Below are 22,331 nucleotides of genomic sequence, written 5' to 3' on the forward strand. Positions count from 1 at the left end.
TGTGAGCCTTACTTAGTACTGTGAGCTAGAGAAGTTTCTACGGAGTCTTCTGATTGTTCAGGCTTTGCACGTGCAATACCAAACCCAGTGAAGCCATAAATCAGAGCGAAAACGACACCTGTGTAACATTGGATTGCCCAAGGTAGGTAATCTAGCGTTGCAACACCGAGCGTGCTTGCCATGTAAATACCTGCAGCAGTCCAAGGAACCAGTGGTTCGATGATTGTGCCTGCATCTTCGATGGTTCTAGATAGGTTTTTAGTGTCTAGCCCCATTTTACGGTAAGCGTTTTGGAATAATTCACCTGGAATAAGAAGGGCTAGTTTGCCGTCAGATGTCGTGAAAACTACTGTAATCGTCGCGATCACAGTTGATGCAATAAGTTGTCCTGTTGAGTGAATCATATGCAAGAAACGACCTAGTACCACATTTAATGCACCGGTTAGGCTTAGAACACCTGCAAAAGAGAACGCACAGAAAACCAGTAGGATAGTGCTCATCATTGAGAACAAACCACCACGGTTTAGCAGCTTGGACACATCAGGAATTAGTCCATCAATCGCTGTACCTTTCGCTTCAAACAGAGCGACATTGAAGCCATCGACATAAGCTTGGAAGCCTTGTTGTAGAGAGAAACCTTGTAGAACCATACCTAATACAATCGCAAGAGCCGAGGCACCTAACATCAGTGGTAGAACAGGCTTTTTGGTGAGTGCGCCCCACAGAATCATTACTGGTGGGATGATCAAAAGGATATTGAAGTTGTATAGGCCATCCAGTCCCGCAAGAATTTGAGTGACCTTTTCTGGTTCACCTACGTTCGCGATATCTGCACTTTGGCCAGCGAAGAAAAAGACAACAGAAGCAATCACAAAACCAGGCAGCGTTGTGTAAAGCATGTGCTGAATATGTTCGTACAATGTGGTGCCTGAAACGACAGGCGCAAAGTTTGTTGAATCAGAAAGAGGAGAGATCTTGTCACCAAAGTATGCACCAGAGACAACAGCGCCGGCAGCTGCAGCCAGTGACACATCTAAACCCGCCGCAACGCCCATCAGTGCAACACCAACGGTACCCGCAGATCCCCAAGAAGTACCGGTACATACAGAGACAACAGAAGTAACAAAAAAGGCAGCAATGAGTATGTATTCTGCACTGATGACTTTAAGTCCCCAGTAAACCATGTAAGGGATGGTGCCACTGATCATCCAGCTTGCGATAAGACCGCCCACCGAAACTAATATCAAGATAACAGGCATCGCTTTTGCGAGTTTCTCAACAATGGCGTTGATGATGTCATCCCAGTTGTAGCCCATCTTCCAAGCAATACATGCAGTGAAAGTCGCAGAAATGAGTAGCAGAACTTCAATGCGAAGTCCTAAAACACCGTATCCAATAGCAAGCAGCGCAAACATAACGGCTATAGGTGCTAATGCTAATCCGAACGATGGTAGAGGCTTTGAGTTATTCATATTTGTTGTCCTCAGGTGAATGTAGGGTTTGTTCGGAATGGATAATAAGCGTGCTCTGAAATCGAAAGTGCGACTTCAATGCTGTTTTCATGTAAGCGGTTACATGAGGTGTGTACATGAGATTTTGGTCACATTTTGTCTCATTTTAGTGCTTGATTGACTTAACTGTCTGTCTTTCAACCAGTGTTGCTTCGAACTTATGTTGCTTGGGAGGTGCGTATCCTGCGGCTTTTAGTTTTATGGCAAGGTTAGCCGCATAAGTCGACATCTCGTCGATAGGGTTGTGCATGGTGGTTAGCCGAGGGTAAAGGTAGCGAGCGAGCAAAACATCATCAAAGCCGATGACTGAAATATCGTTGGGAACCGAGATGCCTTGATCTTGCAAGCTAGTCATTAAGCCTGCAGCCATTACATCATTGAAGGTGACTGCGGCTGTGACCTCTGGGCATTGGTTTACCAAGATGTCACCTGCCGCTTCACCACCTGATTCACTAAAGTTTTGGTTGATGATCCAGCTAGGTTGTATTTCGATATTGGCCGCTTTCATAGCTTCTTGGTAGCCTTGTAAACGGTCTGTTCTGTCTTGGATTGGAAGGTCGCTCGAGACGTAGGCGATTTTTCGATGACCCATCTCGATGAGGTGCTGCACTGATATTTGAGATCCGAGTTTATTGTCTACCCATACAGAGCGATTCGATATTTGAGCAATCGTGCGGTTGAGTAAAACCATTGCAGGTAATTGAGCGGAGTAGCGCAGTAATGTGGTGTCATCGAGCATCTTTGAATGAATGACCATTGCTTCACAACCTTGGCTGATAAGAAAGTCGAGGCCTTCTTTTTCTCGCTGAGCATTGTGTCCGCCACTTACCACGACCAATTGATAGCCATTGGTTCTAGCCACTTCCTCGACACTCTTCGCGACCAGCGCAAAAAATGGATCGGCAAGGTTACCTGTCAGCAATCCAAGCGTATTGCTGCTTCTACTTGCCAAGGCTGTTGCGCGAGCATCTTTATGGTAATTGAGCTCTTTTACTGCACGTTCTACGCGCTCTAGCGTGATAGGTTCAACGTAGCAGGTTCGGTTTAATACACGAGAAACCGTTGCTGTTGAAACCCCTGCAAGTGCTGCTACATCTTTTATTGTTGCCACGTTTAATTCTGCCAAGCATAGAAAGGCTGCGAGTGTAGCGAATCTCTAATGTTTAATATGTTAGTAAGGTCAAAGCTATTAACTCTGGACTGAGAATATTAGTCGAATACTGGAAATATCTAACGTACGTGTTTAGCGATTATCTCCGCTAGTGTCACAACCCCTTCTTTCCACTCTTTGCTCTCTTCAATATTGGCGACAGTGAAGCGCAAGCAGTGTTTATATTGGTCGTTGGTGCCAAATACTGTTCCGGGTAAAATCCCCAACTTATGCTTTAAACAGTCTTGATAGACTGCGTAGCTATCGACCGATTCAGGCAGTGTTATCCAGTTTAAAAAAGAGCCTTCCGGTTTTGATAGGTGGTATTGCCCGACGAGGTGCGGGTAGCTATCCAGAGCTTGTATTAATAGACTTTGGAATTGTTTTTGATTGGTTTGATAGAGCCGTTTCATCTTAGATAAATGGCTCCGGTATTTACCTGTCGTGAGAAACTGTCCGACCGCCGATTGCATCAGGTTAGAACTGCCCATGTTGTCGCATAGTAGATACTTCTCGACCAAGGGCTGATAACGGCCCGACAGTAACCAACCGATTCGCAAGCGTGAGTCTAAGGTTTTAGACAGTGAGTTGACGTAGATGACTCTATCTTGGTCATCAAGCTCTTTGAGGCTAGCGATTGGTGTATCGAACGCCAAGCTACCGAACACATCGTCTTCGATAATTGGTAAAGATCCGGTGATCTCCAGTAATGCTTTTCGATTCGCCAATGGCATTCTTGAGCCGGTTGGGTTAGTAAAGTTTGGCGTTAGCAGTAAGGTTTTCACTTCCCATTTGTCCAACGCACTCTGTAGTGATGGGATATCAATACCGTGGCTAACGCTGCTTGGTATTTCAAGGGCTTGTAAGCCAAGCGATTCAAGTAAAAGTAGATTGCCGAAGTAACACGGTGACTCGACTGCCACGATGTCACCGGGCTTGGTGAGCGCACGTAGTGCCAAACTGATCGCTTGTTGAGCACCATGAGTAATCGCAATCTCTTTCGATCCCGCAGGTACACCAAGATCATGGGTGATCTTTAACAATTGCTTTACTAATTGCTCGTCGCCGGGGGGGAGTTGGTAATAACCGGGAAGCTGAGTTTGCAAACGGCTATGGCGGCCAATCTCGGCATATAAGCTACGAATCGCAGGATTGTTGATGTTCGGATGCGCGGAGCCGGCCAACAGTTTCAGACGACCTTTTGGACGAGAGAGTACCGATTTAGTGACAGACAACAGATCGACTTTTTGAGGTTGGCTTGATGCATCCCAGCTGGTGGTGCTCGGTGCTTTCACGCGATAGCCAGATTTAGGCACAGAATAAACCCAGCCTGTCGCCTCCAGTTCTTGATAGGCACGAATCACGGTATTTTTGCTCACGCCAAGCTGTTCGCTTAGTTGACGGATTGAGGGAAGGCGATCGTCTGGATGAAAGAGCCCTTTATCGATTTGAGCCTTAATATGTTGTTCGGTAGCAAGGTATTTATTGCCGCTGAGTTCTGCTTCCACGTTTTTCTCCCTCGTTGCTCACTCTCAATCTGTAACCATTTAAAGTGTTATATCTGTATCTTTATTAGTTATCTGTACCCAACTAAGGTAACAGCATTGATGAAGAGTTGACCAGAGGTTTGTAATGCTGATTAAAATGATTCCGTTTGTGTTTGTAATATTGTGGTCGTCAGGTTTTGTCGGCGCACGTCTTGGTGTGGAATACGCGGAACCCGCAACATTACTTTCACTAAGGATGGTAGCCAACGTGGCGCTGTTCTTGGTTTTGATTGCAATCCTTAAGCGTCGTATCCCTCGTGGTCGAGCATTCTTCCACGCAAGTGTGGTCGGCATCTTGATTCATGGTTTCTACCTTGGTGGTACCTATCTGGCGATTGATATGGGTATGCCCGCCGGGTTGAGTTCTCTACTTGTTGGCTTACAACCGATTCTTACCGCATTGATTATGATCAGCTGTACTTCGCAGCGTTTTAATTTCGCGCAGTGGCTGGGCTTAGCGCTTGGTTTTGCGGGTATCAGTTTGGTGTTGATGGGCAATATTGAATGGCAGTCAGATGACCAAAAAGGCTTGGCAACGTTATTGTGTTTGGTTTCTTTGGTGGGTATTACCTGCGGCACTCTGTATCAGAAGCGCTTTTGTCAGGGGACAGATATGGTAGGCGGTGCGATGGTGCAATACTTGGCTTCAGCGGCGTTGTTTCTGCCGTTCGCAGTGCGTTACGAAACGATGCAAGTGAACTGGACAGTAGAATTCACGTTGACTCTAATTTGGTTGGTGGTTGTTTTGTCTTGTGTTGCTATCCTCTTGCTGCTTTACATGGTAGAACACGGTGCATCTTCAAGTGTGGCCTCAGTGTTTTACTTAGTACCACCGACGACAGCAATTCAAGCCTGGCTTATTTTCGGTGAGTCGTTCGACATCTATGGCGCGATGGGCTTCGCCTTGTCTGCCGCCGCGGTTTATTTGGTGGTGAGGAAGCCAGAATGGATTAAGGCTCGCAGTCGAACAGTGTTAGAGCGGTAGTTTGTATACCAAACTCATCCGACTTAAAGCCGATGACTAGAAACAAAAAAGAGCCTAAATATTCAGGCTCTTTCTGTATCAAATATTGGCTAGCGACTTTTGATTAGCGCTTCATCAAGCAAGCGTATGCCGTTGTAAACGGTGCTTCTTGGTATTGCTTAAGGCCAGTTTCTTTGAACTTCATCATTAGAGGGTTACGCTTAAGGCTCTCTTTGATGTCTGCTGGTGATACAACGGTTACGTCTAGGCCGTCGATCAGTTGAATCGCTGCTTCTAGTTTGAAACCAAAGCCACCGCCAGCAAATTTGCCTTTAGTTTGGCGTTGACGAATCACAACTTTATCTACTTGGTAATCTTCCATTAACTTTGCAAAAGAGAATTGAAAGTCTTTCATATTCTGTGTGTCGTTTGCGTCGCTAATTGAAACTTTAGAAACTCGGCAATCAGGAATGTTAAATACACCATCTGATAGAGAAAGAAGACAGATGACTGCATCGTTACCTTTGATTTCAACACCACAAATTTTCATGTTCTTACCTACTTATTTTAGAGCCCTACATTATGGTGTTATTTCTAACACTTCTCCAGTATTTGCGCGTATCAGCAGCAAATAAGTCTAAATCAGAGTGTATTTTAGTCGCCGAAAGTTAACCTTTGATTGAAAAAACATCACGCGAATTTACGGTATCGTTTGCTATGAGATGAAGCTCACAAAAGCTTAGCGGGATTTCATATGTGTACTGTATATTGCGCGCGCATCCCTATTTGAAGTGTGGTTATTAATCCCAATGAATATCAATAATCTTTCGATTAAGAGTAAAATCGCGATCCCGCTGTTGGTGATTGTGATTGTTTTTTCTACCGTTACAGTGCTCAACGTTATCAGATCAAATGCTCAAGCTGCGATTAATAACGAGCTCAATAATGTGGTTCAGCCAGTGTTAGATAACCTAGAAGATGGCTACCGAGATATCTACCAAATTATCGCTTCGGCACAAGGTCTGTTGCTTGCTAAAGACCAAGCGGCGATCGAGTACCAAAAGTTTGAATTTAAAGACAACGCTTACAAAGCGGTTCCTCGTTTTCAAAGTGTCGAAACCTTGTATCAAGCGGGAGTGTTGGAACCATCTTCCCGTGGCGAGTTAGCAAAGCTTGTTAACGCGATGAGTAAGTGGGTGGCACTGCACGAGCCAATGTTCGCTGATCCAGCAAACGCAGACCAATACAATATTGATTACTCGCCAGCGCTTGACGCAGAGTTTGCGATCATTCGTACTCAACTGCGCGATATCCGAACTCTAATCGAACTGAAGCAGAAAGAGCTTCGCCAGCAAGCCGATGACTCTATTGAATCAAGCAAGTTGATTATTGAAGTGGGTATGGCGGTTGCTGTTTTCGCTGCACTTTTCGCTATGTGGTTATCAAATCGCTTTATCGTTCAGCCAATCCAGAACGTAGAGAAAGCGATGAATGAGATCGCATCGGGCGACGGTAACTTGTCTCAACGTATGAAGGTCGAAGGTAATGATGAGATCGCTCGTTTGAGTTCCGCTTTCAACCAGTTTGTTGGCAAGATCCATGTCACCGTGGAGCAAGTTATTCTCACATCGAACGCAGTACGTGGCGAGATGGAAAACATCAAATCACTCACGCAAAGTGTTGCTGAGTTTTCATCGAACCAACAGCGAGAAAGTGAAGTGGTCGCGGCTGCAGTTCATGAAATGCAAGCAACCAGTGAAGTGGTGAGTGGTAATGCATTAGACGCAGCAACCGCAAGTAACGTTGCAAACCATGAAGTGGAATCGGCTGATACCACGCTTGGCTTAACCGTGACTTCGATTGAACGCCTTGCACAAGATATCGAGAACGCGGGTGGTGTGGTTCAAGAATTGGACACAGACGTGAAGAACATCGCCTCAATCCTTGGTGTGATTAAAGGCATTGCAGAACAAACTAACCTATTGGCATTGAATGCGGCGATTGAAGCAGCACGAGCGGGTGAACAAGGTCGTGGCTTTGCGGTTGTGGCTGATGAAGTTCGAGCGCTTGCGAGCAAAACTCAAGACAGTACAGGCGAAATCCAATCAATGATTGAACGCTTAGAAGTTGGCGCGAAACACGCGGTTGGCGTGATGACTGAAAGCAAAGTGAGTGGCGAGAAAACCATAGTTCAGGCAGGAACGGCGGCGTCTTCATTGAGTGAGATTCGCAACTCAATCGGCAAGATGAATGACATGAACACACAAATCGCTACGGCGGCTTCGCAACAGTCTCAAGTGTCTGAAGAAGTGAATAAGAATGTTCAACGCATCGCTGAAAGCACCATGCAAATGGTCGAAATGGCGAGCAGCGCAGAAAATGCATGTATGGCATTGGCCGAACAGTGTGAAGCGCTTGATAGCCTTGTGTCTCAGTTTGAAGTGTAATTTTCAAAATTAGACAGACGAATATGAGCTGATAATAGTTGCTCATTTTGAATTCCATTAATTAGCGTTGAACGACAAGAAAGCCCGCATTCTATGAGTGCGGGCTTTCTTTTTGACTAGGTGATCCGTTTTTAGACCAAATCAATCATTCAGTGTTAGCTGCTACGTCCGTCTTTGTATGTGTAACGGTAGTCAACTTTTACGTTCGCTTGGTAATGGATGTCGCCGTTCATGTTAGTGATTTTTTTCACTTCCATATTCGCATCATCAATCTTGAACGAATCGTATTTGGTTGTCTGTTGGAACTGTGGCAGTTCTCTTGAAAGCTCAAAAGGTGTTTTTTCGCTTAACTCATCCATAAGGTTGGTGCCTGCATCGTATGCTTCGGCTTCACTAGCATATGTGTCAGATTTTAACGTTGTTTCTTGAATCGTTGTTTTAGTTGCTGCAAACGCTGTGGTGCTGAGTACAAGAGTTGATGCAAGTATGATGAATTTCTTCATAGGGATACCTTACCTTGTTGTACTGGTGATTTAGAGATTCTCACCCTAGCAATAGGGGATGAGATTAATGTTAGGACAAAAATATGGTTCTGTAAGGGAATGACTTTAGGTGCCGAAGATTTATGCCCAGCGCAAATCAAGCAAGGTGACACTGATATCTAACTTCAATACACTGTATGGGTAACCAAAGTTCAGCATAAGGTAAAGGCATGGCCAATTGGGAAGGGGTAAGTGAGTTTGTTGCAGTGGCAGAGCGTGAAAGCTTTACTGGTGCGGCGCAGAAACTCGCTACGTCAGTCGCTCAAATCAGTCGGAGGGTGGCAAACCTCGAAGAGCGACTCGCAGTGAAACTGCTCAATCGGACGACTCGCAAGGTTTCTCTAACAGAGGCTGGGCAACTCTATTATCAGCAGTGTAAGTTGCTGGTCGAAGGTTTAGAAATTGCTGAGCTTGCGGTCACGCAGATGCAATCCACACCCAAAGGTTTACTGAAAGTCACCGCGCCTGTGACTTATGGTGAACGCCAACTCGCTCCAATACTCCATCAATTCTTAAAGCTTCACCCGCAAGTAGAGCTTGAGCTGATGCTGACCAATCAAAAGCTCGATCTTATCGATTCGGGTGTTGATGTGGCGATTCGTCTTGGCCGATTAGAAGACTCAAGCCTTGTGGCAAAGAAGCTCTCTCAACGCCAACTTTATGTATGTGCCAGCCCTGAATATATTGAACGTTATGGCGAGCCGCATACATTGTCCGAATTAAATAATCACCAATGTTTAGTCGGTGGATTTGAACACTGGCGCTTTAAAGAAAATGGTCGCCCTCGCTCAGTTCGTGTTAATGGACGCATTAAGTGCAACAGTGGTTTAGCCTTGTTAGACGCAGCTAAGCAGAGCATTGGCTTGGTGCAGTTACCTGAATACTACGTGAGTGAAGACCTTGATTCTGGTGAGTTGGTGGAAGTGCTGTCCGATTATCGAGACGACAAGGAAGGCATATGGGCGCTTTATCCTCAGAACCGAAACCTGTCTTCGAAAGTTCGTTTGCTGGTGGACTTCCTTTCTGAACAATTGGATTAGTGTATGACTGTCGGACGTCAGGATCTTACTAACCAGAGTGAGCTGATACTCAGTGTATTTAATACCCTTGAGCAGCACTATGGCTATTTTGATTGGTGGCAAAGGGAAGACCCTTACGAGATAGTGCTAGGCGCTATTCTGGTTCAGAACACCAACTGGAAGAATGCAGAGAAAGCACTCATCAACTTAGGTGATAAGTGCGACCCAAGGTCAGTCGCTGAGATGGATCTTGATGATCTTGCCCAAAAGATTCGTTCGAGTGGTTACTACAATCAAAAAGCCATTAAGTTGAAGGCCGTGACTGAGTGGTTTTCGAAATACCAATACGATATGTCGGTGGTGCGAGAACAGGACAAAGATCAGCTCCGAAAAGAGCTATTGGAAGTCAAAGGGATCGGTGGCGAAACGGCTGACGCGATTCTGGTGTACGCGATAGGTAAACCGTCTTTTGTGATTGATGCCTACGCAAGAAGGATATTCACTCGTAATGGACTCGATGTACCTAAATCGTATGAAAAATTTCGAGCTTTGATGGAAAGCGTAATCCCTCTGGATACCAAAAGGTACGGCTACTATCATGGTTTGTTAGTCGAACATGGTCAGCAGTTTTGTAACCCTAAACCCAAGTGTCACGATTGCCCGCTTAACGCCACCTGTCTAGAAGCTAAAACTCATACTAAAACTTAGTTAGCTTAAGGTTCAATTTCTCCGATGGAATATAAAACCAACTCTTCTGGGTTGGTGCCTTCGCCAAGTGTTCGAATGTCTTCGCCTTCTTGTTTAAGTTGAAGGATACACTTCATCGCTTTGTTCTGCTCTACACCAATAATAGTTTTCATCTCCGACGCCGATACGCCAAAGCGAGTGGCAATCAATAAATCGCGAACATTCTTCTTATCTGAATTAAACATGCAGCGTTCCTCTACTCGAATCGATGATCTACACCAACTCAATAAGCTTAACCAACTTCTGAAAATAGGTACTCAAAACTTAAGATGAATAGCGAGGGAGAGGGGACTTTTCTATTGGTCTTAAAATTGTATAACTCAAAAAGTTCGGGCTTCAGAATAGAGATTCTGAAGCCCGACGTGTTTTAGGGTTAAGTCGCGTTTGATTACGGCTTACTAAACCGAAAATGTATTAGACGGTGAAACGATCTACTAAGTGGTACAGCTCATTTGCACGACTGTTGAGGTTTTGGCTACCTGTACGGTTTTGATTCGCGAGTTCGGCCGATTGTGAGCTTTGGTCAGAAATTACCACGATGCGTTGAGATATCTCTTGGCCGACAATATTTTGCTGTTCAGTGGCTGTAGCAATAAGCGAGTTCATGTCCATGATGGTATCAATCGACGCTTGGATCTTCGCCAGTGCTTCGGCTGCGGCATTCGCTTCTTCCACGGTTTGCGCACTTCGGTTTTGACTTGAATCCATTGCTTTCACAGCAGCATCTGAGGCAGCTTTTAGTTGCTCTATCATCTTGTGAATGTCGCCAGTGCTTTCTTGAGTACGGCTTGCCAGTTTACGAACCTCATCGGCAACCACAGCAAACCCACGCCCTTGTTCGCCTGCACGTGCAGCTTCAATCGCGGCATTCAACGCGAGTAGGTTAGTTTGCTCGGCAATGTCTTGGATCACCGCCAATGAAGAAGATATGTTCTGTACATCGCCTTCTAAACGAGACACCACGGTGTTCGCTTCTGATACTTCGCTAGCAAGTCCTGCAACTGAATCTGCAGCTGCGTTTACGATCTGTTGCGCTTCTTTGGCATTGCCCTCTGCAACCTTTGCGGAATCCGCCGCTTGGCTAGCGTTGCTCGAGATCTCTTGCGCCGTTGTGGTCATCTCAGTCATCGCCGTTGCAACTTGTTCTGTCTCTTCACGCTGCCCTGTAGCAATTTCATCAACCTGAGCGGCGCGAGCAGACATACTGCTGGTTTCAGCGACGACTTGCTGGCCGACATCACTTACGCTGCGAATGATGGTTTGCAGGCTTGCCACAAAGGCATTGAAGTTCTCGCTGAGCTTAGTGAACTCTGGCGCTTTGAAGGTTTCCATTCGAGCGGTCAAATCGGCTTCGCCACTCGCGAATGCGCTGATTGAACGATCAAACTGCTCGAGTGGTTGCATGATGGTGCGGTTGACAGCAACGGCAAACACAGCAACTACTAGGGCAATCAAACCACAGAATATAGCGATCGCCGTCAATGAGCTTTGTAACGCGACATTCGAGCTCTCTTTCATCTCTGCGATTACAGCATCGATGTCGTCAGTATAGAAACCTGTGCCTAGCATCAAGTCCCACTGGGGAACGAATATCGAGTAGCTTAGCTTCGGTAGGGCTTCGGACTGACCAAGTTTTGGAAAGTAGTAGGTAGTGAACTCACCAAGCTTTGAGTTCTTGATCAGGTCACGAATCAGGTAGTTGCCTTTTTTGTCTTGCAGGTCGTAGTAGTTTTTACCAATACCATCGTTATTTTGCCCAACAACGACTCGAACACCTTTGGAGTCATAACCAAAAATATAGCCAGACTCGCCATATTCTAATGTTCTTAATGTCGGTAAGGCTTCTTCTAATGTTGCACCTCTATCCAAAAATGGGCTGATCGAAGAATAGGCCATTTGTAGATACGCTTTGAGTTCCTTTTCTTTCATCGCCATCATATTGCTACGCGTCGATTCAACTTGCTGTGCGGTTAGCTCGGTGCTCTTCATATACGTCACGCTCATCATGCCGATTGCCATAAGTAGCAAGGGAATGAAAGAGAGAATATAAAGGCGGTTTTTGATGGTTAGGGTCATGTCACGCTTCCTGTGTGATTATCTCATGCAATTTTGAACACATTATTAATGTGGTTTTAAAATGTAAATGGACTTGTTGTTGAATTGTTATCCAGAAATGTTTTTGTTTTATAAACATGATGGCGGTTAGGTTTTTGACGTTAGAAGCCTTGCAACTAGGGGCTTAATGATAAAAAGAGCGGTTTGTTACGATGCTTTTGAATTTGGCGCTGCTTTGGTAGAATGCGACGCTTTGTAGCACCCTGCTATGTATATTCGTTAAGTGAGAAAGATTCATGAACAAAAGCCATGTGACTATTGGTTTAACTAACCCAAAGAGCCCGACAAACGTTGGTGCTGTTATGCGCGCGGCTGGTTGTTACCAAGTCGACGAAGTTAAATACACAGGGCAACGCTACGAAAAAGCCGCTAAATTTCATACCGATACCAAGAGTGCTGCGCGTACTATCCCACTAACGGGTGTCGAGTCTTTTTTGGATAACCTTGATTCAGAAACGAAAATTGTTTGTGTAGAACTCGCTGAGGGTGCAACACCACTGCCGCGTTTTAAACACCCAGAAAATGCCATTTATATCTTTGGCCCTGAAGACGGTTCTATTTCTCAAGATGTCGCCGACAGAGCGGACCACGTCGTGTATGTACCAACGGTTGGTTGCATGAACTTGGCTGCGACAGTTAACGTGCTGCTTTATGATCGCCTTGCTAAGTCAGATGAAATGGATGAGAGCAACGAGCTTATTAAGAAAAGCCGCGATAACCGTAATCACCTGCAAGTGAAGCAAGGGGAGATATTGTTCTAATCGTATCTGGTCTCTTAATATCTAATGTAGATTAAAGAAAACCCCTTATTTGTAGGAATAAGGGGTTTTTACTTGGTTGTTCTCGGATCTTAGGCTTGGCTATTCAGCACATTTGGAAGCCATAATTTTTAATGGTTGTCCTGCCTCATCGAATTGTAAGCTCCATACATACTGCCCTGGATTACGAATGGTAATAGCAGTATCTTGCCCGTAACCACCTTTAGTTAATGAGTTTAGTTGCCCCAGTTTTAGGTTGAGCCCATCCGCTGTAAACTGTGGTGACCAAGCTTTAGACGCGTATTGCATGCGATAGCTACCAGGCTTTTCAGTAGTAACGACTTGGTAAGTGTTAGCACCTTTATACTCAAGCTCTCGTTTAGCTACGTGTTTCCAACCTGAATCAGCAAAGTTGCCAACCACATAAAGTGGACTTGAAATTGGCCCTTCAGCGTTAATCGTTGGATTGTTACATTTAGCCATGAAGCCTTGTCCAACTTCATTTCCTGTCGCCATTATGGCCGCTATAGGACCTTTTTCATTTGGTTGTGTTATCGACAAGAAACGAGCCTCAAAAGGGTTTAGAACTATAGAGTAATGACCATCAATTGCTGATATAGATTGCTCTGATTCAATATCCGTCAGTTCAGCTTTTGAGCCTGCTTTTTCTTTGGTTAGTTCTATGGTCTGCTCTTTGTTGGTAACATTCACTGCGTAGATAACAGCATCGCCGTCATAGGCTTTGTGATCGACATATGCGATATCGTTGGCGATTAGGTTCGTACGTTTACCCTGTGATAGAGCAGGGTGCGTTTCCCTCAGTTTCATTAAATTTGTAACGTACTGCTTTAAGTCTTTTTCGTTGGTATTGAGTTGAGCTGTGACACCTTCTACTTTACCGCTAGTACGTGCTACGTGGTCATCGCACAAGCCATTAATAGCACAGTCATCAGTCCATACTTTATCTGAGAAACCTTCTAGCTGATCGCCTATTTCGTCCCCATAATAGGTGGTTATTGGGCCTGTATAAGCCGCTTGGAATGAAAATGCCGCTTTATAACGCAGCCAATACTCTTTGTCTTGTGGAGAAGCGATATCACCGCGCTGTAATAAGTCACCAAAGCGAACAAGGTCATGGTTACCAATCATTAAATTGGGTTTTGCATGGTCTGGGTATAACGAATGTAAAGACATGCCTTCTGCAAGCCATTCTCCACCTTTGTTCCCCACGCCTGCTTCGTTTACAGCAAAGGTTTCTGTGAGTCGGTAGCGCATTGGGAAATCAAACGCAGAACATAAAGCAGGTGCTTCATTTGAGCCATAACCCGTTTCTATTATGCGGTTCTCACCAGCCCAAATTTCCGCAACCATATAGCCCAGAGGGTTCACGGTTTTACCTTCGCTGTTTACATATTCGACTTGAGAAGAAGCGGTGTCTACCGTTTCTCTGATTTGACTCCAAGCTTCTTTTGGCACTTGGTAAGCCTGATCTAAGCGCCAACCATCGATTTTGAGTTCTTTGATCCAATACTCTGCAACTTCTTGGTAGAAGGCTAGGCTCTCGGGGTATGAGACTGGATTATCCTCCCCTTGAGGCAGTTTACCTGTTGGTGACGGCACTACATTTTTTTTGTGGTGACCAAATACGCCATCAAAGAAGACGTAAAGCCCGCGAGCATGCGCTTCTTCAACTAACGTTTTCGCTTCTTCCATCGTGCCGAATCTCGGATCAATATTGAAATAATCAGTGGCAAAATAACCGGTGGCATCCAGTCTATCAGCCCAATGGTCCTGGTTTTCGATAGGCTCTGAATTAAAGATTGGGGTTAGCCAAATACCGTTCATTCCAAGGGACTCGATGTAATCAAGTGAGTCGATAATGCCTTGAATATCTCCTTTGTGGTGGCTAGTTCCGTATCCTGTCCCATGACCAATTGAGTCATCGCCATTAACAAAGCTCTCAACCATCACTTGATAGATCCTCAAGTCATTTACGTCGGTATTAGTATTAGTATTCGTTTGGCATTGGTATGCCGTTAATTCTTGAACAGATTCAGGTGCAGATTGACAACCTGCAAGTAGGATGGCGGCAACGGCCAACGCGGTATTGGATAGAGAAAGTTTCACGTTAAGGTCCTTATTATTATGATTTAACTTATTATTCACCATCCTGATAATCTATAAATCCTCCGTTAAATAGTGGCAATAGGAGTAGGCGATAGGCTGAGAGACAGGAGTCACAATATGTGGTTAATTTCTTATACATATTATGATGAAGTGCTGATTTTTGAGGCGGAACGAGATTTGTACAGCAAGATGTTTTTACGTGGTATGTAAACAACTTTGTTTAGAATAAGTCATTCTCTGCTTCTAGTGTTATCTATCCCGTACGCAATCGGATATTATCTTGAGTTCATCATCAAATAATTGAAGGGTTAGATAACACCATGGAAGACAAGCAATTACTTGCCGCGCTGCAGCAACACCCTGTCCTCGATCTCTATCAGTTATTCCAAGAAGTTGGTCAAAATAGCTCTCTATATGCACTATTAGATAGGTTATCTTCCCTTAAAGAACACCACCAACTGAGTACTCGTCTTAGTCCTTTTAAACCTCATATCGAAGGGTTGTTGGCTCAATTCGATAGCACTACACCAGATAGTGACATCCTCAAGGCAGTCGCTCTTCAGTCTGAGATTCAGCAGCGAGGTCACAGCATGAGTCGTTACATCATGACATCGGACAATCATCGCCACTTTTCACCTCAAGCGGATTTAGTGATGTTTGGAGACTCGATCACCGAGTGGGCGCCGTGGGCTGATATTTTTCGTGATATTTCTATGGTTAACCGCGGCTTGGCTGGTGATACTACATCAGGCATGTTGCGACGTATTGACACCACGTTAAACGTGAATCCCCAGTTAGTCTGTTTCATGGCGGGAATCAACGACTTGGCTCAAGGCTACGGCGTTGAACATGTGTATGACAACTACGTAAAAATGGTCAACATATGGCGAGATAATGGTATCCAAGTGTTGGTGCAGTCGACGCTTTATGTTGGTACTAAGTTGCAAAGCTTAAACCCAAGTGTTGAGTCTTTAAATAGAAAGCTAAAAGATTACTGTGCGCAGCATGGCATCGAGTTTTTAGATGTGAATGCGGTATTAGCGCCAAATCAACACTTGTCGAATGAATACACGTGTGATGATTTACATTTGAATGGCAGGGCTTATCAGGCTTGGGCTGAGATTCTGATGCCGATGCTAGATAAGTGCCTTCATGAATAGCTAGATAGCAGTGCGTACATATCGTTAATACTAAAAAGCTCCCTTAATTTGGGAGCTTTTTGCTAGATAGGCTAACCAAGCTATTCTGGCTTACACACTTCAATGAGAATGTTTTCGTGTTGAAGGTTTTTGGCTAGAGTGTTTGGTAATGCTTTGTCGGTAAATAACGTTGTTGCTTCACGAATATGGCAAAGCGCTATTGAACCTTTAGGTACAAACTTGGTTGAGTCGAGTCCAACGTACATGTGTCTTGCTGACTTCATGACAGTTTGTACTAACTCGGTTTCGTTGAGATCATATTCAAGGAGAGTGCCGTCGGTATCAAGAGAGCCAGCACTCGTTAATAGGTAATCAAAACGGAATTTTGAGATAAAATCGATAGCTTCTGTGCCGACAATACCCCCATTTGATGCTTTTACTTTACCGCTAGGTATCAACACATCAAATGATGGATTTGAGTGTAGGATGTTTGCAACGCGTAAACTGTTAGTAATCACCTGTAAGTTGCTCTTTTTTAATAGGTGATTAGCGATAGTTTCAGCCGTTGTACCAATAGTGATGAAGATAGTCGAATTATCAGGAACTAACTCAGCAATACATTTCGCAATTGCATTTTTCTCGTCAGTTTCAGCGCTTCGGCGTAGCTCGTAATCCAAGTTCGTTTTGCTTGCTGGCGAACTTGCGCCGCCGTGATGACGAATCAACAGCTTATCATCACTGAGCTTTTTGATGTCTCGGCGAATGGTTTGGGTAGAGACATTTAGGCTTTCCGCTAAATCTTCAACGGTATAGTAGCCTTCATCAATAACTAACTTTAGTAATTTATCTTGTCTAGGATTAGTCATACTAAACCTTCTTATTATTCATTTATGTGTTTATTCACTGCTGAGCGAGTTGGTATACCTTCTCGGCCACCCAATTTAGTACATTTGATTGCAGCGACAATATTTGAGAATTTGACTGCAGCACGGGTATCCATTCCTTCAGCTACAGCCACAACCAAAGCTCCGTGGAATGTATCGCCCGCTCCGGTTGTGTCGACAACATCAATCACTGGGGCTGCTTCATGTTGCAGCTCGTTGTTTTCTAACCAATAACAGCCGTGTTTTCCTACAGTGACGTATACTTTGCCAGAAGTTTCTTGTTTTGCTAAGCGTAATCCTGCTTCAACCTCTGAATTTTGTACAAAAGTTGACAATCCTTCCTCTGAAAATGCGACATGATCGGCCAATTTGACCAATTCATCGATGGGATCCGGTGATAAATCAGCATCTAGAACTGACGGTATTCCATACTCTTTTGCCTTTTCTAATAGGTACTTAGCGCCTTCAGGCCAGCGTACGTCACACAGCACTGCATCAAATTGACTAAAATCAACATCCATCAACATGCGAATGTCACGGCTTAGCATAGGGTCTTGGTGGTTGATGATCATACGTTCACCTTCATCATCAACAAGAACACTAGAGAAAGATGAAGATGCATTGTTTATATGAACAATATGATTTGTTTTAACACCGTAATTGTTGAGCTCTTCGATCATGGTATTAGCTACGCTATCACTCCCTACACGACCGACAAACTCTACTTCATGCCCTAACTTAGAAACGGCGACAGCCGCTGTTGCCGCTGGGCCTCCGCCAATTTCAAAGTAGTCTTTTGATACATACTTCCCCCCTGTTGTTGGCAGTTTTTCAACAAGCTGAACACGGTCAAGAACGGTAATACCTAGGCAAGCAATTTTCATCTTTCTTCCTTTTAGCCAATACAGCTATCTAAATATAAGTACAGAGTAAATTATATTTCCTGTGTCACCTAATACTTCGATAATGCTCACAAACTTACATTAAACAACAAAAATAGACAAAATGTGACATGGTCAACAGTTCAATTTGTTCATTTGTTTATAGTTAACCCACTCAAAGTGTGTTGGTATTTATAAAAGGAAAGGATTATGAGTCGCGTTGGTTTTATTGGTCTTGGTCAAATGGGAAGCCCAATGGCTTCAAACATTCTAAAAGGTGACCATGAGGTAAAGGTTTTTGACTTAAATGCAGATGCAGTAAACGGACTGGTTGAGTTGGGAGCAACGGCTGCGGAATCAGCGCTAGACGCTGCAAAAGATGTCGACTTTATTATCACTATGCTACCGAATGGCGACTTAGTGCGTCATGTATTGTTTGGTGAGCAGGGGATTGCACAAGTAATGACGCCTGAAACGTTGTTGATTGATATGTCTACTATTCACCCATTCCAAACGGATAAGTTGGTTTCTGATATGGATCAACGAGGTCTACAGATGATGGAAGCTCCGGTAGGGCGTACTTCAGACCACGCGGTTAAAGGCGAGTTACTGATTCTTGCTGGTGGTAGCAAAGCCCAAATAGACAGAGCACAGCCTCTTTTTGATTGCATGGGTTCCGAAACTGTAGATTGTGGCGGTGCGGGTAAAGGTATTCGCGTAAAAATTATCAATAATTACATGAGTATCGCGCTTAATGCGTTGTCGGCAGAAGCCGCTACTTTATCTGAAGCAATTGGTCTTGAATTCGAAACGGCATTGCAAGTAATGAGTGGTACACCGGCTGGCAAAGGACACTTTACGACAACCTGGCCGGGTAAAGTGCTAGCGGGCGATTTGACTCCGGCATTCATGGTGGATTTAGCACATAAAGATCTGGGTATCGCTTTGGACTTAGCTAACCAAGTGAATGTACCAATGCCGTGTGGTGCTGCATCTCGTGAGCTTTACAGTATTGCTCGAGCTGCAGGGCGTGGTCGTCAAGACTGGACATCTGTCTTTGAACAACTTCGTGTTACGTCAGGCTTAGAAGCAAAAATAAAACAATAATTAGAATAGAGACAATAACGTGAAACTAGATGTCGAAAATTGGGGGCAAGTAGATGGTCAAGCGATGCCCGTTAAGCTATTTACCCTAGAAAACAGTCAGGGTATGAAGGTACAGCTGACTAATTTCGGTTGTATTGTTACATCGATAGAAACACCGGATAGAGAAGGCAATAAGGCTGACGTGGTATTGGGTTATGAAACCCTAGATAAATACCTTGCCGGGCATCCTTTTTTTGGTGCGGTGGCGGGGCGTTTTGCCAATCGTATTAAAGACGGGCGTTACGAGCTTGATGGTGAGGTCTTCCAACTTGATACCAATGAGCAGTCGCGTACACACCTGCATGGTGGCATCCGGGGGTTCGACAAATATGTATGGAATTATGCAGTCGAACAGCAACCCGAAGCGGTTTATATACATCTAAGCCGAACCTCACCGGATGGTGAAGCTGGTTATGGTGGCACTATGGATGTCACGCATACCATTGGTTTAGATGAATTGAATCAGATTCACTATAACTTCAAAGCAACCACTGACAAGCCTACGGTAGTCAACCTAGTCAATCATGGTTACTACAATCTTGGTGGTCACGATTCGGGCTCAGTCGATAACCATCATCTCACGTTATTCTCTCAATTTTATACACCGGTAACTGAAGATATGATCCCGACAGGGGAAGTGCTGAGTGTTAAAGATACGGGTTTAGATTTTACGTCTTCGATGGTCATCGGTGACAACAAAAAGAAAGTGCTCGATGGAGCCTATGACCATAACTTTATTCTCGACCAGTCTAATAATGAAGGTGAGTACCATTATGCTGCGGAGCTTTACGACCCAAAAAGCGGCCGAGTAATGACAGTGTTAACTACGCAACCTGCGGTTCAGTTCTACAACGCTTCGAAGTTATCTAATAATACTTGGCTAGGTCGAAATGGTCATCAATATCAATCATTTGAAGGGATGTGTTTAGAAACACAACATTTCCCAGATAGCCCAAATCAACCTCACTTTCCAAGTGTTCGGCTAAACCCTGGTGATGTGTTTGAAGAGAAAACACTCCATCGCTTCTCAGTGAAGTAATACCTCCTTTCAATAACCATATTAGGGTGAACCATCGCCCTTCATTAGGACGCTACTATGGATATGACTGTCATATTAGTCTCCCTGATCATCGCATTAGGGGGCTTTACGCAAGGCTTGACCGGGTTTGGTCTTGCTCTTGTTTCTGTGCCGTTACTCTCGCTCGTTGTCGACGCAAAGATGGCGGTGCCGATCGCGGGAATTTTCGGTTGGTTAGTAACATTCCCTATTGTGTGGAAAATGCGTCACTCGATTCAGTATAAAGCTGGTCTGATTCTCGTAGCGGGTTCGTTACCTGCGTCATTTGTGGGTGCTAAGTTGCTGGCTAGCCTGCCATCTCAATACATTTTAATAACGATGGGTATTGTGCTGATTTTATCGAGTATTCACTCCATGCGTAGCACGAAACCTGCGTTCTCCAAAACTTCAGTGCCTGTCACTATGGGAACAGGGTTTGCTTCTGGCGTGCTTGGGGCAAGCGTTGGTGAAGCGGGGCCCCCGGTTATTGCGTATACCTCAATGCAGCCTTGGACTGCAGATCAGGCTAAATCGACACTAGTGTTCTTCTTCATGCTACAGATGATAGGTGCGATAGCCAGTTTTTGGACTGAAGGGCTTATTACATCAGAGGTCAGCAGTCTCGTTGGATCGGCAATGCCGGCATTTTTAGTCGGAATGACAAGTGGCATGGTCGGATACCACTTCTTACAGAAATACAAAATTAACTATCACCACATCGTACATGGACTGCTTCTGGTCATTGGTTGTGTGCTGGTGAGCAAGAATGTCCAATTTTGATTGGTTTTGTAATAAGTAGAACTTAGCTAACAGAATTCAAATCCGCTGCCTGATAGTTTCAGCAGCAATAAAAAATAATAACGAGGAAAGATAGTATGAAATGGATCAATACCAAATCTCATAACTCTTGGTTGGAAACTGAAACAGATCGTATTTTTGAATTTGGAAGAAAATCTGTCGTACCTAACGGATTTGGTTGGGTAGGCAATAACGGTAATATTCGCGATGATATGGGAACCCGCCTTTGGATTACCGCGCGAATGCTGCACTGTTATTCGTTAGCTGCTTTGATGGGGAGACCTGGTGCCTATGACCTTGTTGAGCATGGTATTGCTGCCTTAGAAGGCCCTTTAAAAGATAACAAGCACGGCGGCTGGTACGCGACCATAGATAATGAAGGGGAAGGGATAGTTGATGCGTCTAAGCAAGGGTATCAACACGCATTCGTACTGTTAGCTGCTGCGAGTGCTGCGACAACAGGTCACCCTCGTGCACAAGCGTTACTAGATGAAGCGATTAATGTGTACGAAAATCACTTTTGGAGCGAAGAAAAGCAGATGTGTTTTGAGTCTTGGGATGAAACGTTCTCAGATACTGAAGACTACCGCGGGGGTAATGCTGCAATGCACTCGGTTGAAGCATTCCTGATTGTTTACGATGTAACGAAAGACAAAAAGTGGTTAGACCGTGCGCTTAATATTACTGAATTCATGATCAATAAAACGGCAAAAGGTCTTCATTACCGCGTAAATGAACACTTCGATTCAGAGTGGAACCCACTGCCAGATTACAATAAAGAAACCCCTGCGAGCCATTTCCGAGCTTACGGTGGCACGCCGGGCCACTGGATCGAGTGGGGACGTTTAATCTGCCACCTTCGTGCGACTTTATTAGAGATTGGTGCTAACACGCCGGACTGGCTACTTGAGGATGCGATTGGCTTATTCGATGCAACCGTCCGTGATGCATGGTCTGTCGATGGTGCACCAGGTTTTGTTTATTCCGTTGACTGGGACGGAAAGCCAGTGGTTCGTGAGCGCATTCGATGGGCACCAGTAGAAGCAATCGGTACAGCTTATGCGCTGTATACAGTGACGGGTGACAAAAAATACGAAGAGTTTTACCAAACTTGGTGGGATTACTGCCGTACATACCTGATTGATTACGAGGGATGCTCATGGTGGCAAGAACTGGACACAAACAATCAAGCTGGGACCAGCAAGGTGTGGGATGGTAAGCAAGATATTTATCATTTAATGCACTGCTTAGTGATCCCTAGGCTTCCATTAACACCTGGCTTAGCACCGGCTCTCGCTGCTGGCTTACTTGACCATGGTATTAACTAGAGAAAGGTTTAGCGTTTAGGCTAACTAGAAACTTTTAGAAGGTGATGGCTTTTGGCTGTCACCTTTTTTTTGCCCAAAGACTTTTCACTCGTTTTCATTTTACTTGATCATTTAATATGTGGCTCAGGACTCATTTTGTTTATTTTTGTCCATTTGTGTTGAAAAGTGATA

20 protein-coding genes are annotated in these 22,331 nt (G+C 44.6%); 10 read left to right on the forward strand and 10 right to left on the reverse strand.

Annotation, left to right across the window (positions count from 1 at the left end; all coding sequences use genetic code 11):
- Nucleotides 1-8: 8 nt before the first annotated feature.
- The 3 genes from nhaC to MSG35_RS05060 all read right to left on the reverse strand — a co-directional run bounded on the left by nhaC (nucleotide 9) and on the right by MSG35_RS05060 (nucleotide 4,169).
- Nucleotides 9-1,472, reverse strand: a complete 1,464-nt coding sequence (nhaC, locus tag MSG35_RS05050; protein WP_248383150.1) for a Na+/H+ antiporter NhaC — start codon at nucleotides 1,470-1,472, stop codon at nucleotides 9-11.
- Between the two features lie 145 nt (nucleotides 1,473-1,617).
- Nucleotides 1,618-2,622 (reverse strand): LacI family DNA-binding transcriptional regulator, encoded by a 1,005-nt coding sequence (locus MSG35_RS05055; RefSeq protein WP_248383151.1) that lies wholly within the window; start codon nucleotides 2,620-2,622, stop codon nucleotides 1,618-1,620.
- Between the two features lie 119 nt (nucleotides 2,623-2,741).
- On the reverse strand, nucleotides 2,742-4,169 hold the full coding sequence (locus MSG35_RS05060; protein WP_248383153.1) for a PLP-dependent aminotransferase family protein: 1,428 nt from the start codon (nucleotides 4,167-4,169) through the stop codon (nucleotides 2,742-2,744).
- A 124-nt stretch (nucleotides 4,170-4,293) separates the two neighbouring features.
- On the opposite strand from MSG35_RS05060, the gene MSG35_RS05065 reads away from it, so the two are divergent.
- Entirely contained in the window at nucleotides 4,294-5,193 is a 900-nt protein-coding gene (locus tag MSG35_RS05065) for a DMT family transporter (RefSeq protein ID WP_248383154.1), read from the forward strand.
- Nucleotides 5,194-5,296: 103 nt separating this feature from the next.
- Here the strand turns inward: MSG35_RS05065 and MSG35_RS05070 are convergent, their stop codons facing one another.
- Entirely contained in the window at nucleotides 5,297-5,722 is a 426-nt protein-coding gene (locus MSG35_RS05070; protein WP_017069797.1) for a DUF3010 family protein, read from the reverse strand.
- A 259-nt stretch (nucleotides 5,723-5,981) separates the two neighbouring features.
- Between MSG35_RS05070 and MSG35_RS05075 the strand changes: the two genes are divergently transcribed.
- Complete coding sequence (locus MSG35_RS05075; RefSeq protein ID WP_248383155.1) at nucleotides 5,982-7,619, forward strand: methyl-accepting chemotaxis protein; 1,638 nt, start codon at nucleotides 5,982-5,984, stop codon at nucleotides 7,617-7,619.
- Between the two features lie 155 nt (nucleotides 7,620-7,774).
- On the opposite strand, the gene MSG35_RS05080 is transcribed toward MSG35_RS05075, so the two are convergent.
- The gene (locus MSG35_RS05080; RefSeq protein WP_248383157.1) at nucleotides 7,775-8,122 is read right to left on the reverse strand and encodes a DUF3316 domain-containing protein; all 348 of its coding nucleotides are present in this window, start codon (nucleotides 8,120-8,122) and stop codon (nucleotides 7,775-7,777) included.
- A 209-nt stretch (nucleotides 8,123-8,331) separates the two neighbouring features.
- On the opposite strand from MSG35_RS05080, the gene MSG35_RS05085 reads away from it, so the two are divergent.
- Both MSG35_RS05085 and MSG35_RS05090 read left to right on the forward strand, forming a co-directional pair.
- Nucleotides 8,332-9,201: a LysR family transcriptional regulator gene (locus tag MSG35_RS05085; protein ID WP_048611669.1), complete on the forward strand. Its 870-nt coding sequence runs from the start codon at nucleotides 8,332-8,334 to the stop codon at nucleotides 9,199-9,201.
- A 3-nt stretch (nucleotides 9,202-9,204) separates the two neighbouring features.
- The gene (locus MSG35_RS05090) at nucleotides 9,205-9,888 is read left to right on the forward strand and encodes an endonuclease (RefSeq protein ID WP_248383159.1); all 684 of its coding nucleotides are present in this window, start codon (nucleotides 9,205-9,207) and stop codon (nucleotides 9,886-9,888) included.
- 5 nt (nucleotides 9,889-9,893) lie between these two features.
- On the opposite strand, the gene MSG35_RS05095 is transcribed toward MSG35_RS05090, so the two are convergent.
- Both MSG35_RS05095 and MSG35_RS05100 read right to left on the reverse strand, forming a co-directional pair.
- Entirely contained in the window at nucleotides 9,894-10,112 is a 219-nt protein-coding gene (locus MSG35_RS05095) for a hypothetical protein (RefSeq protein ID WP_248383160.1), read from the reverse strand.
- A 229-nt stretch (nucleotides 10,113-10,341) separates the two neighbouring features.
- Entirely contained in the window at nucleotides 10,342-12,003 is a 1,662-nt protein-coding gene (locus MSG35_RS05100; RefSeq protein ID WP_248383162.1) for a methyl-accepting chemotaxis protein, read from the reverse strand.
- Between the two features lie 275 nt (nucleotides 12,004-12,278).
- On the opposite strand from MSG35_RS05100, the gene MSG35_RS05105 reads away from it, so the two are divergent.
- Entirely contained in the window at nucleotides 12,279-12,803 is a 525-nt protein-coding gene (locus MSG35_RS05105; RefSeq protein WP_248383163.1) for an RNA methyltransferase, read from the forward strand.
- Nucleotides 12,804-12,902: 99 nt separating this feature from the next.
- Here the strand turns inward: MSG35_RS05105 and MSG35_RS05110 are convergent, their stop codons facing one another.
- Nucleotides 12,903-14,969: an alpha-amylase family glycosyl hydrolase gene (locus MSG35_RS05110; protein WP_248383165.1), complete on the reverse strand. Its 2,067-nt coding sequence runs from the start codon at nucleotides 14,967-14,969 to the stop codon at nucleotides 12,903-12,905.
- 278 nt (nucleotides 14,970-15,247) lie between these two features.
- On the opposite strand from MSG35_RS05110, the gene MSG35_RS05115 reads away from it, so the two are divergent.
- Nucleotides 15,248-16,087, forward strand: a complete 840-nt coding sequence (locus tag MSG35_RS05115; protein ID WP_248383167.1) for an SGNH/GDSL hydrolase family protein — start codon at nucleotides 15,248-15,250, stop codon at nucleotides 16,085-16,087.
- 80 nt (nucleotides 16,088-16,167) lie between these two features.
- Here MSG35_RS05115 and MSG35_RS05120 read toward each other — a convergent pair whose 3' ends face one another.
- On the reverse strand, nucleotides 16,168-16,932 hold the full coding sequence (locus MSG35_RS05120) for a DeoR/GlpR family DNA-binding transcription regulator (protein ID WP_086714314.1): 765 nt from the start codon (nucleotides 16,930-16,932) through the stop codon (nucleotides 16,168-16,170).
- A gap of 14 nt (nucleotides 16,933-16,946) precedes the next feature.
- Entirely contained in the window at nucleotides 16,947-17,834 is an 888-nt protein-coding gene (locus MSG35_RS05125) for a sugar kinase (RefSeq protein ID WP_086714313.1), read from the reverse strand.
- A 207-nt stretch (nucleotides 17,835-18,041) separates the two neighbouring features.
- Between MSG35_RS05125 and yihU the strand changes: the two genes are divergently transcribed.
- The 4 genes from yihU (at nucleotide 18,042) to MSG35_RS05145 (ending at nucleotide 22,160) form a co-directional block, all read left to right on the forward strand.
- Nucleotides 18,042-18,938 carry a sulfolactaldehyde 3-reductase gene (gene yihU / locus MSG35_RS05130; RefSeq protein ID WP_248383169.1) on the forward strand — a complete coding sequence of 299 codons (897 nt, stop codon included), beginning with the start codon at nucleotides 18,042-18,044 and terminating at the stop codon, nucleotides 18,936-18,938.
- A 19-nt stretch (nucleotides 18,939-18,957) separates the two neighbouring features.
- The gene (locus MSG35_RS05135) at nucleotides 18,958-20,016 is read left to right on the forward strand and encodes an aldose epimerase family protein (RefSeq protein WP_172378338.1); all 1,059 of its coding nucleotides are present in this window, start codon (nucleotides 18,958-18,960) and stop codon (nucleotides 20,014-20,016) included.
- A gap of 57 nt (nucleotides 20,017-20,073) precedes the next feature.
- Nucleotides 20,074-20,814: a sulfite exporter TauE/SafE family protein gene (locus MSG35_RS05140; protein WP_172378336.1), complete on the forward strand. Its 741-nt coding sequence runs from the start codon at nucleotides 20,074-20,076 to the stop codon at nucleotides 20,812-20,814.
- 95 nt (nucleotides 20,815-20,909) lie between these two features.
- A complete protein-coding gene (locus tag MSG35_RS05145; RefSeq protein WP_248383170.1) occupies nucleotides 20,910-22,160 on the forward strand; it encodes an AGE family epimerase/isomerase in 1,251 nt (416 codons plus the stop codon).
- The last annotated feature ends 171 nt before the right edge of the window (nucleotides 22,161-22,331 follow it).

This window comes from Vibrio sp. 1CM23M, assembly GCF_023161755.1.
Taxonomy (GTDB): domain Bacteria; phylum Pseudomonadota; class Gammaproteobacteria; order Enterobacterales; family Vibrionaceae; genus Vibrio; species Vibrio coralliirubri.

Coding starts and splice junctions, on each gene's coding strand:
- MSG35_RS05085 (WP_048611669.1), top strand. CDS start 8,332: ATGGCCAATTGGGAAGGGGTAAGTGAGTTTGTTGCAGTGGCAGAGCGT.
- MSG35_RS05070 (WP_017069797.1), bottom strand. CDS start 5,722: ATGAAAATTTGTGGTGTTGAAATCAAAGGTAACGATGCAGTCATCTGT.
- MSG35_RS05100 (WP_248383162.1), bottom strand. CDS start 12,003: ATGACCCTAACCATCAAAAACCGCCTTTATATTCTCTCTTTCATTCCC.
- MSG35_RS05065 (WP_248383154.1), top strand. CDS start 4,294: ATGCTGATTAAAATGATTCCGTTTGTGTTTGTAATATTGTGGTCGTCA.
- MSG35_RS05095 (WP_248383160.1), bottom strand. CDS start 10,112: ATGTTTAATTCAGATAAGAAGAATGTTCGCGATTTATTGATTGCCACT.
- MSG35_RS05080 (WP_248383157.1), bottom strand. CDS start 8,122: ATGAAGAAATTCATCATACTTGCATCAACTCTTGTACTCAGCACCACA.
- MSG35_RS05115 (WP_248383167.1), top strand. CDS start 15,248: ATGGAAGACAAGCAATTACTTGCCGCGCTGCAGCAACACCCTGTCCTC.
- MSG35_RS05105 (WP_248383163.1), top strand. CDS start 12,279: ATGAACAAAAGCCATGTGACTATTGGTTTAACTAACCCAAAGAGCCCG.
- MSG35_RS05125 (WP_086714313.1), bottom strand. CDS start 17,834: ATGAAAATTGCTTGCCTAGGTATTACCGTTCTTGACCGTGTTCAGCTT.
- MSG35_RS05145 (WP_248383170.1), top strand. CDS start 20,910: ATGAAATGGATCAATACCAAATCTCATAACTCTTGGTTGGAAACTGAA.
- MSG35_RS05140 (WP_172378336.1), top strand. CDS start 20,074: ATGGATATGACTGTCATATTAGTCTCCCTGATCATCGCATTAGGGGGC.
- MSG35_RS05075 (WP_248383155.1), top strand. CDS start 5,982: ATGAATATCAATAATCTTTCGATTAAGAGTAAAATCGCGATCCCGCTG.
- yihU (WP_248383169.1), top strand. CDS start 18,042: ATGAGTCGCGTTGGTTTTATTGGTCTTGGTCAAATGGGAAGCCCAATG.
- MSG35_RS05090 (WP_248383159.1), top strand. CDS start 9,205: ATGACTGTCGGACGTCAGGATCTTACTAACCAGAGTGAGCTGATACTC.
- MSG35_RS05120 (WP_086714314.1), bottom strand. CDS start 16,932: ATGACTAATCCTAGACAAGATAAATTACTAAAGTTAGTTATTGATGAA.
- nhaC (WP_248383150.1), bottom strand. CDS start 1,472: ATGAATAACTCAAAGCCTCTACCATCGTTCGGATTAGCATTAGCACCT.
- MSG35_RS05110 (WP_248383165.1), bottom strand. CDS start 14,969: ATGGTGAATAATAAGTTAAATCATAATAATAAGGACCTTAACGTGAAA.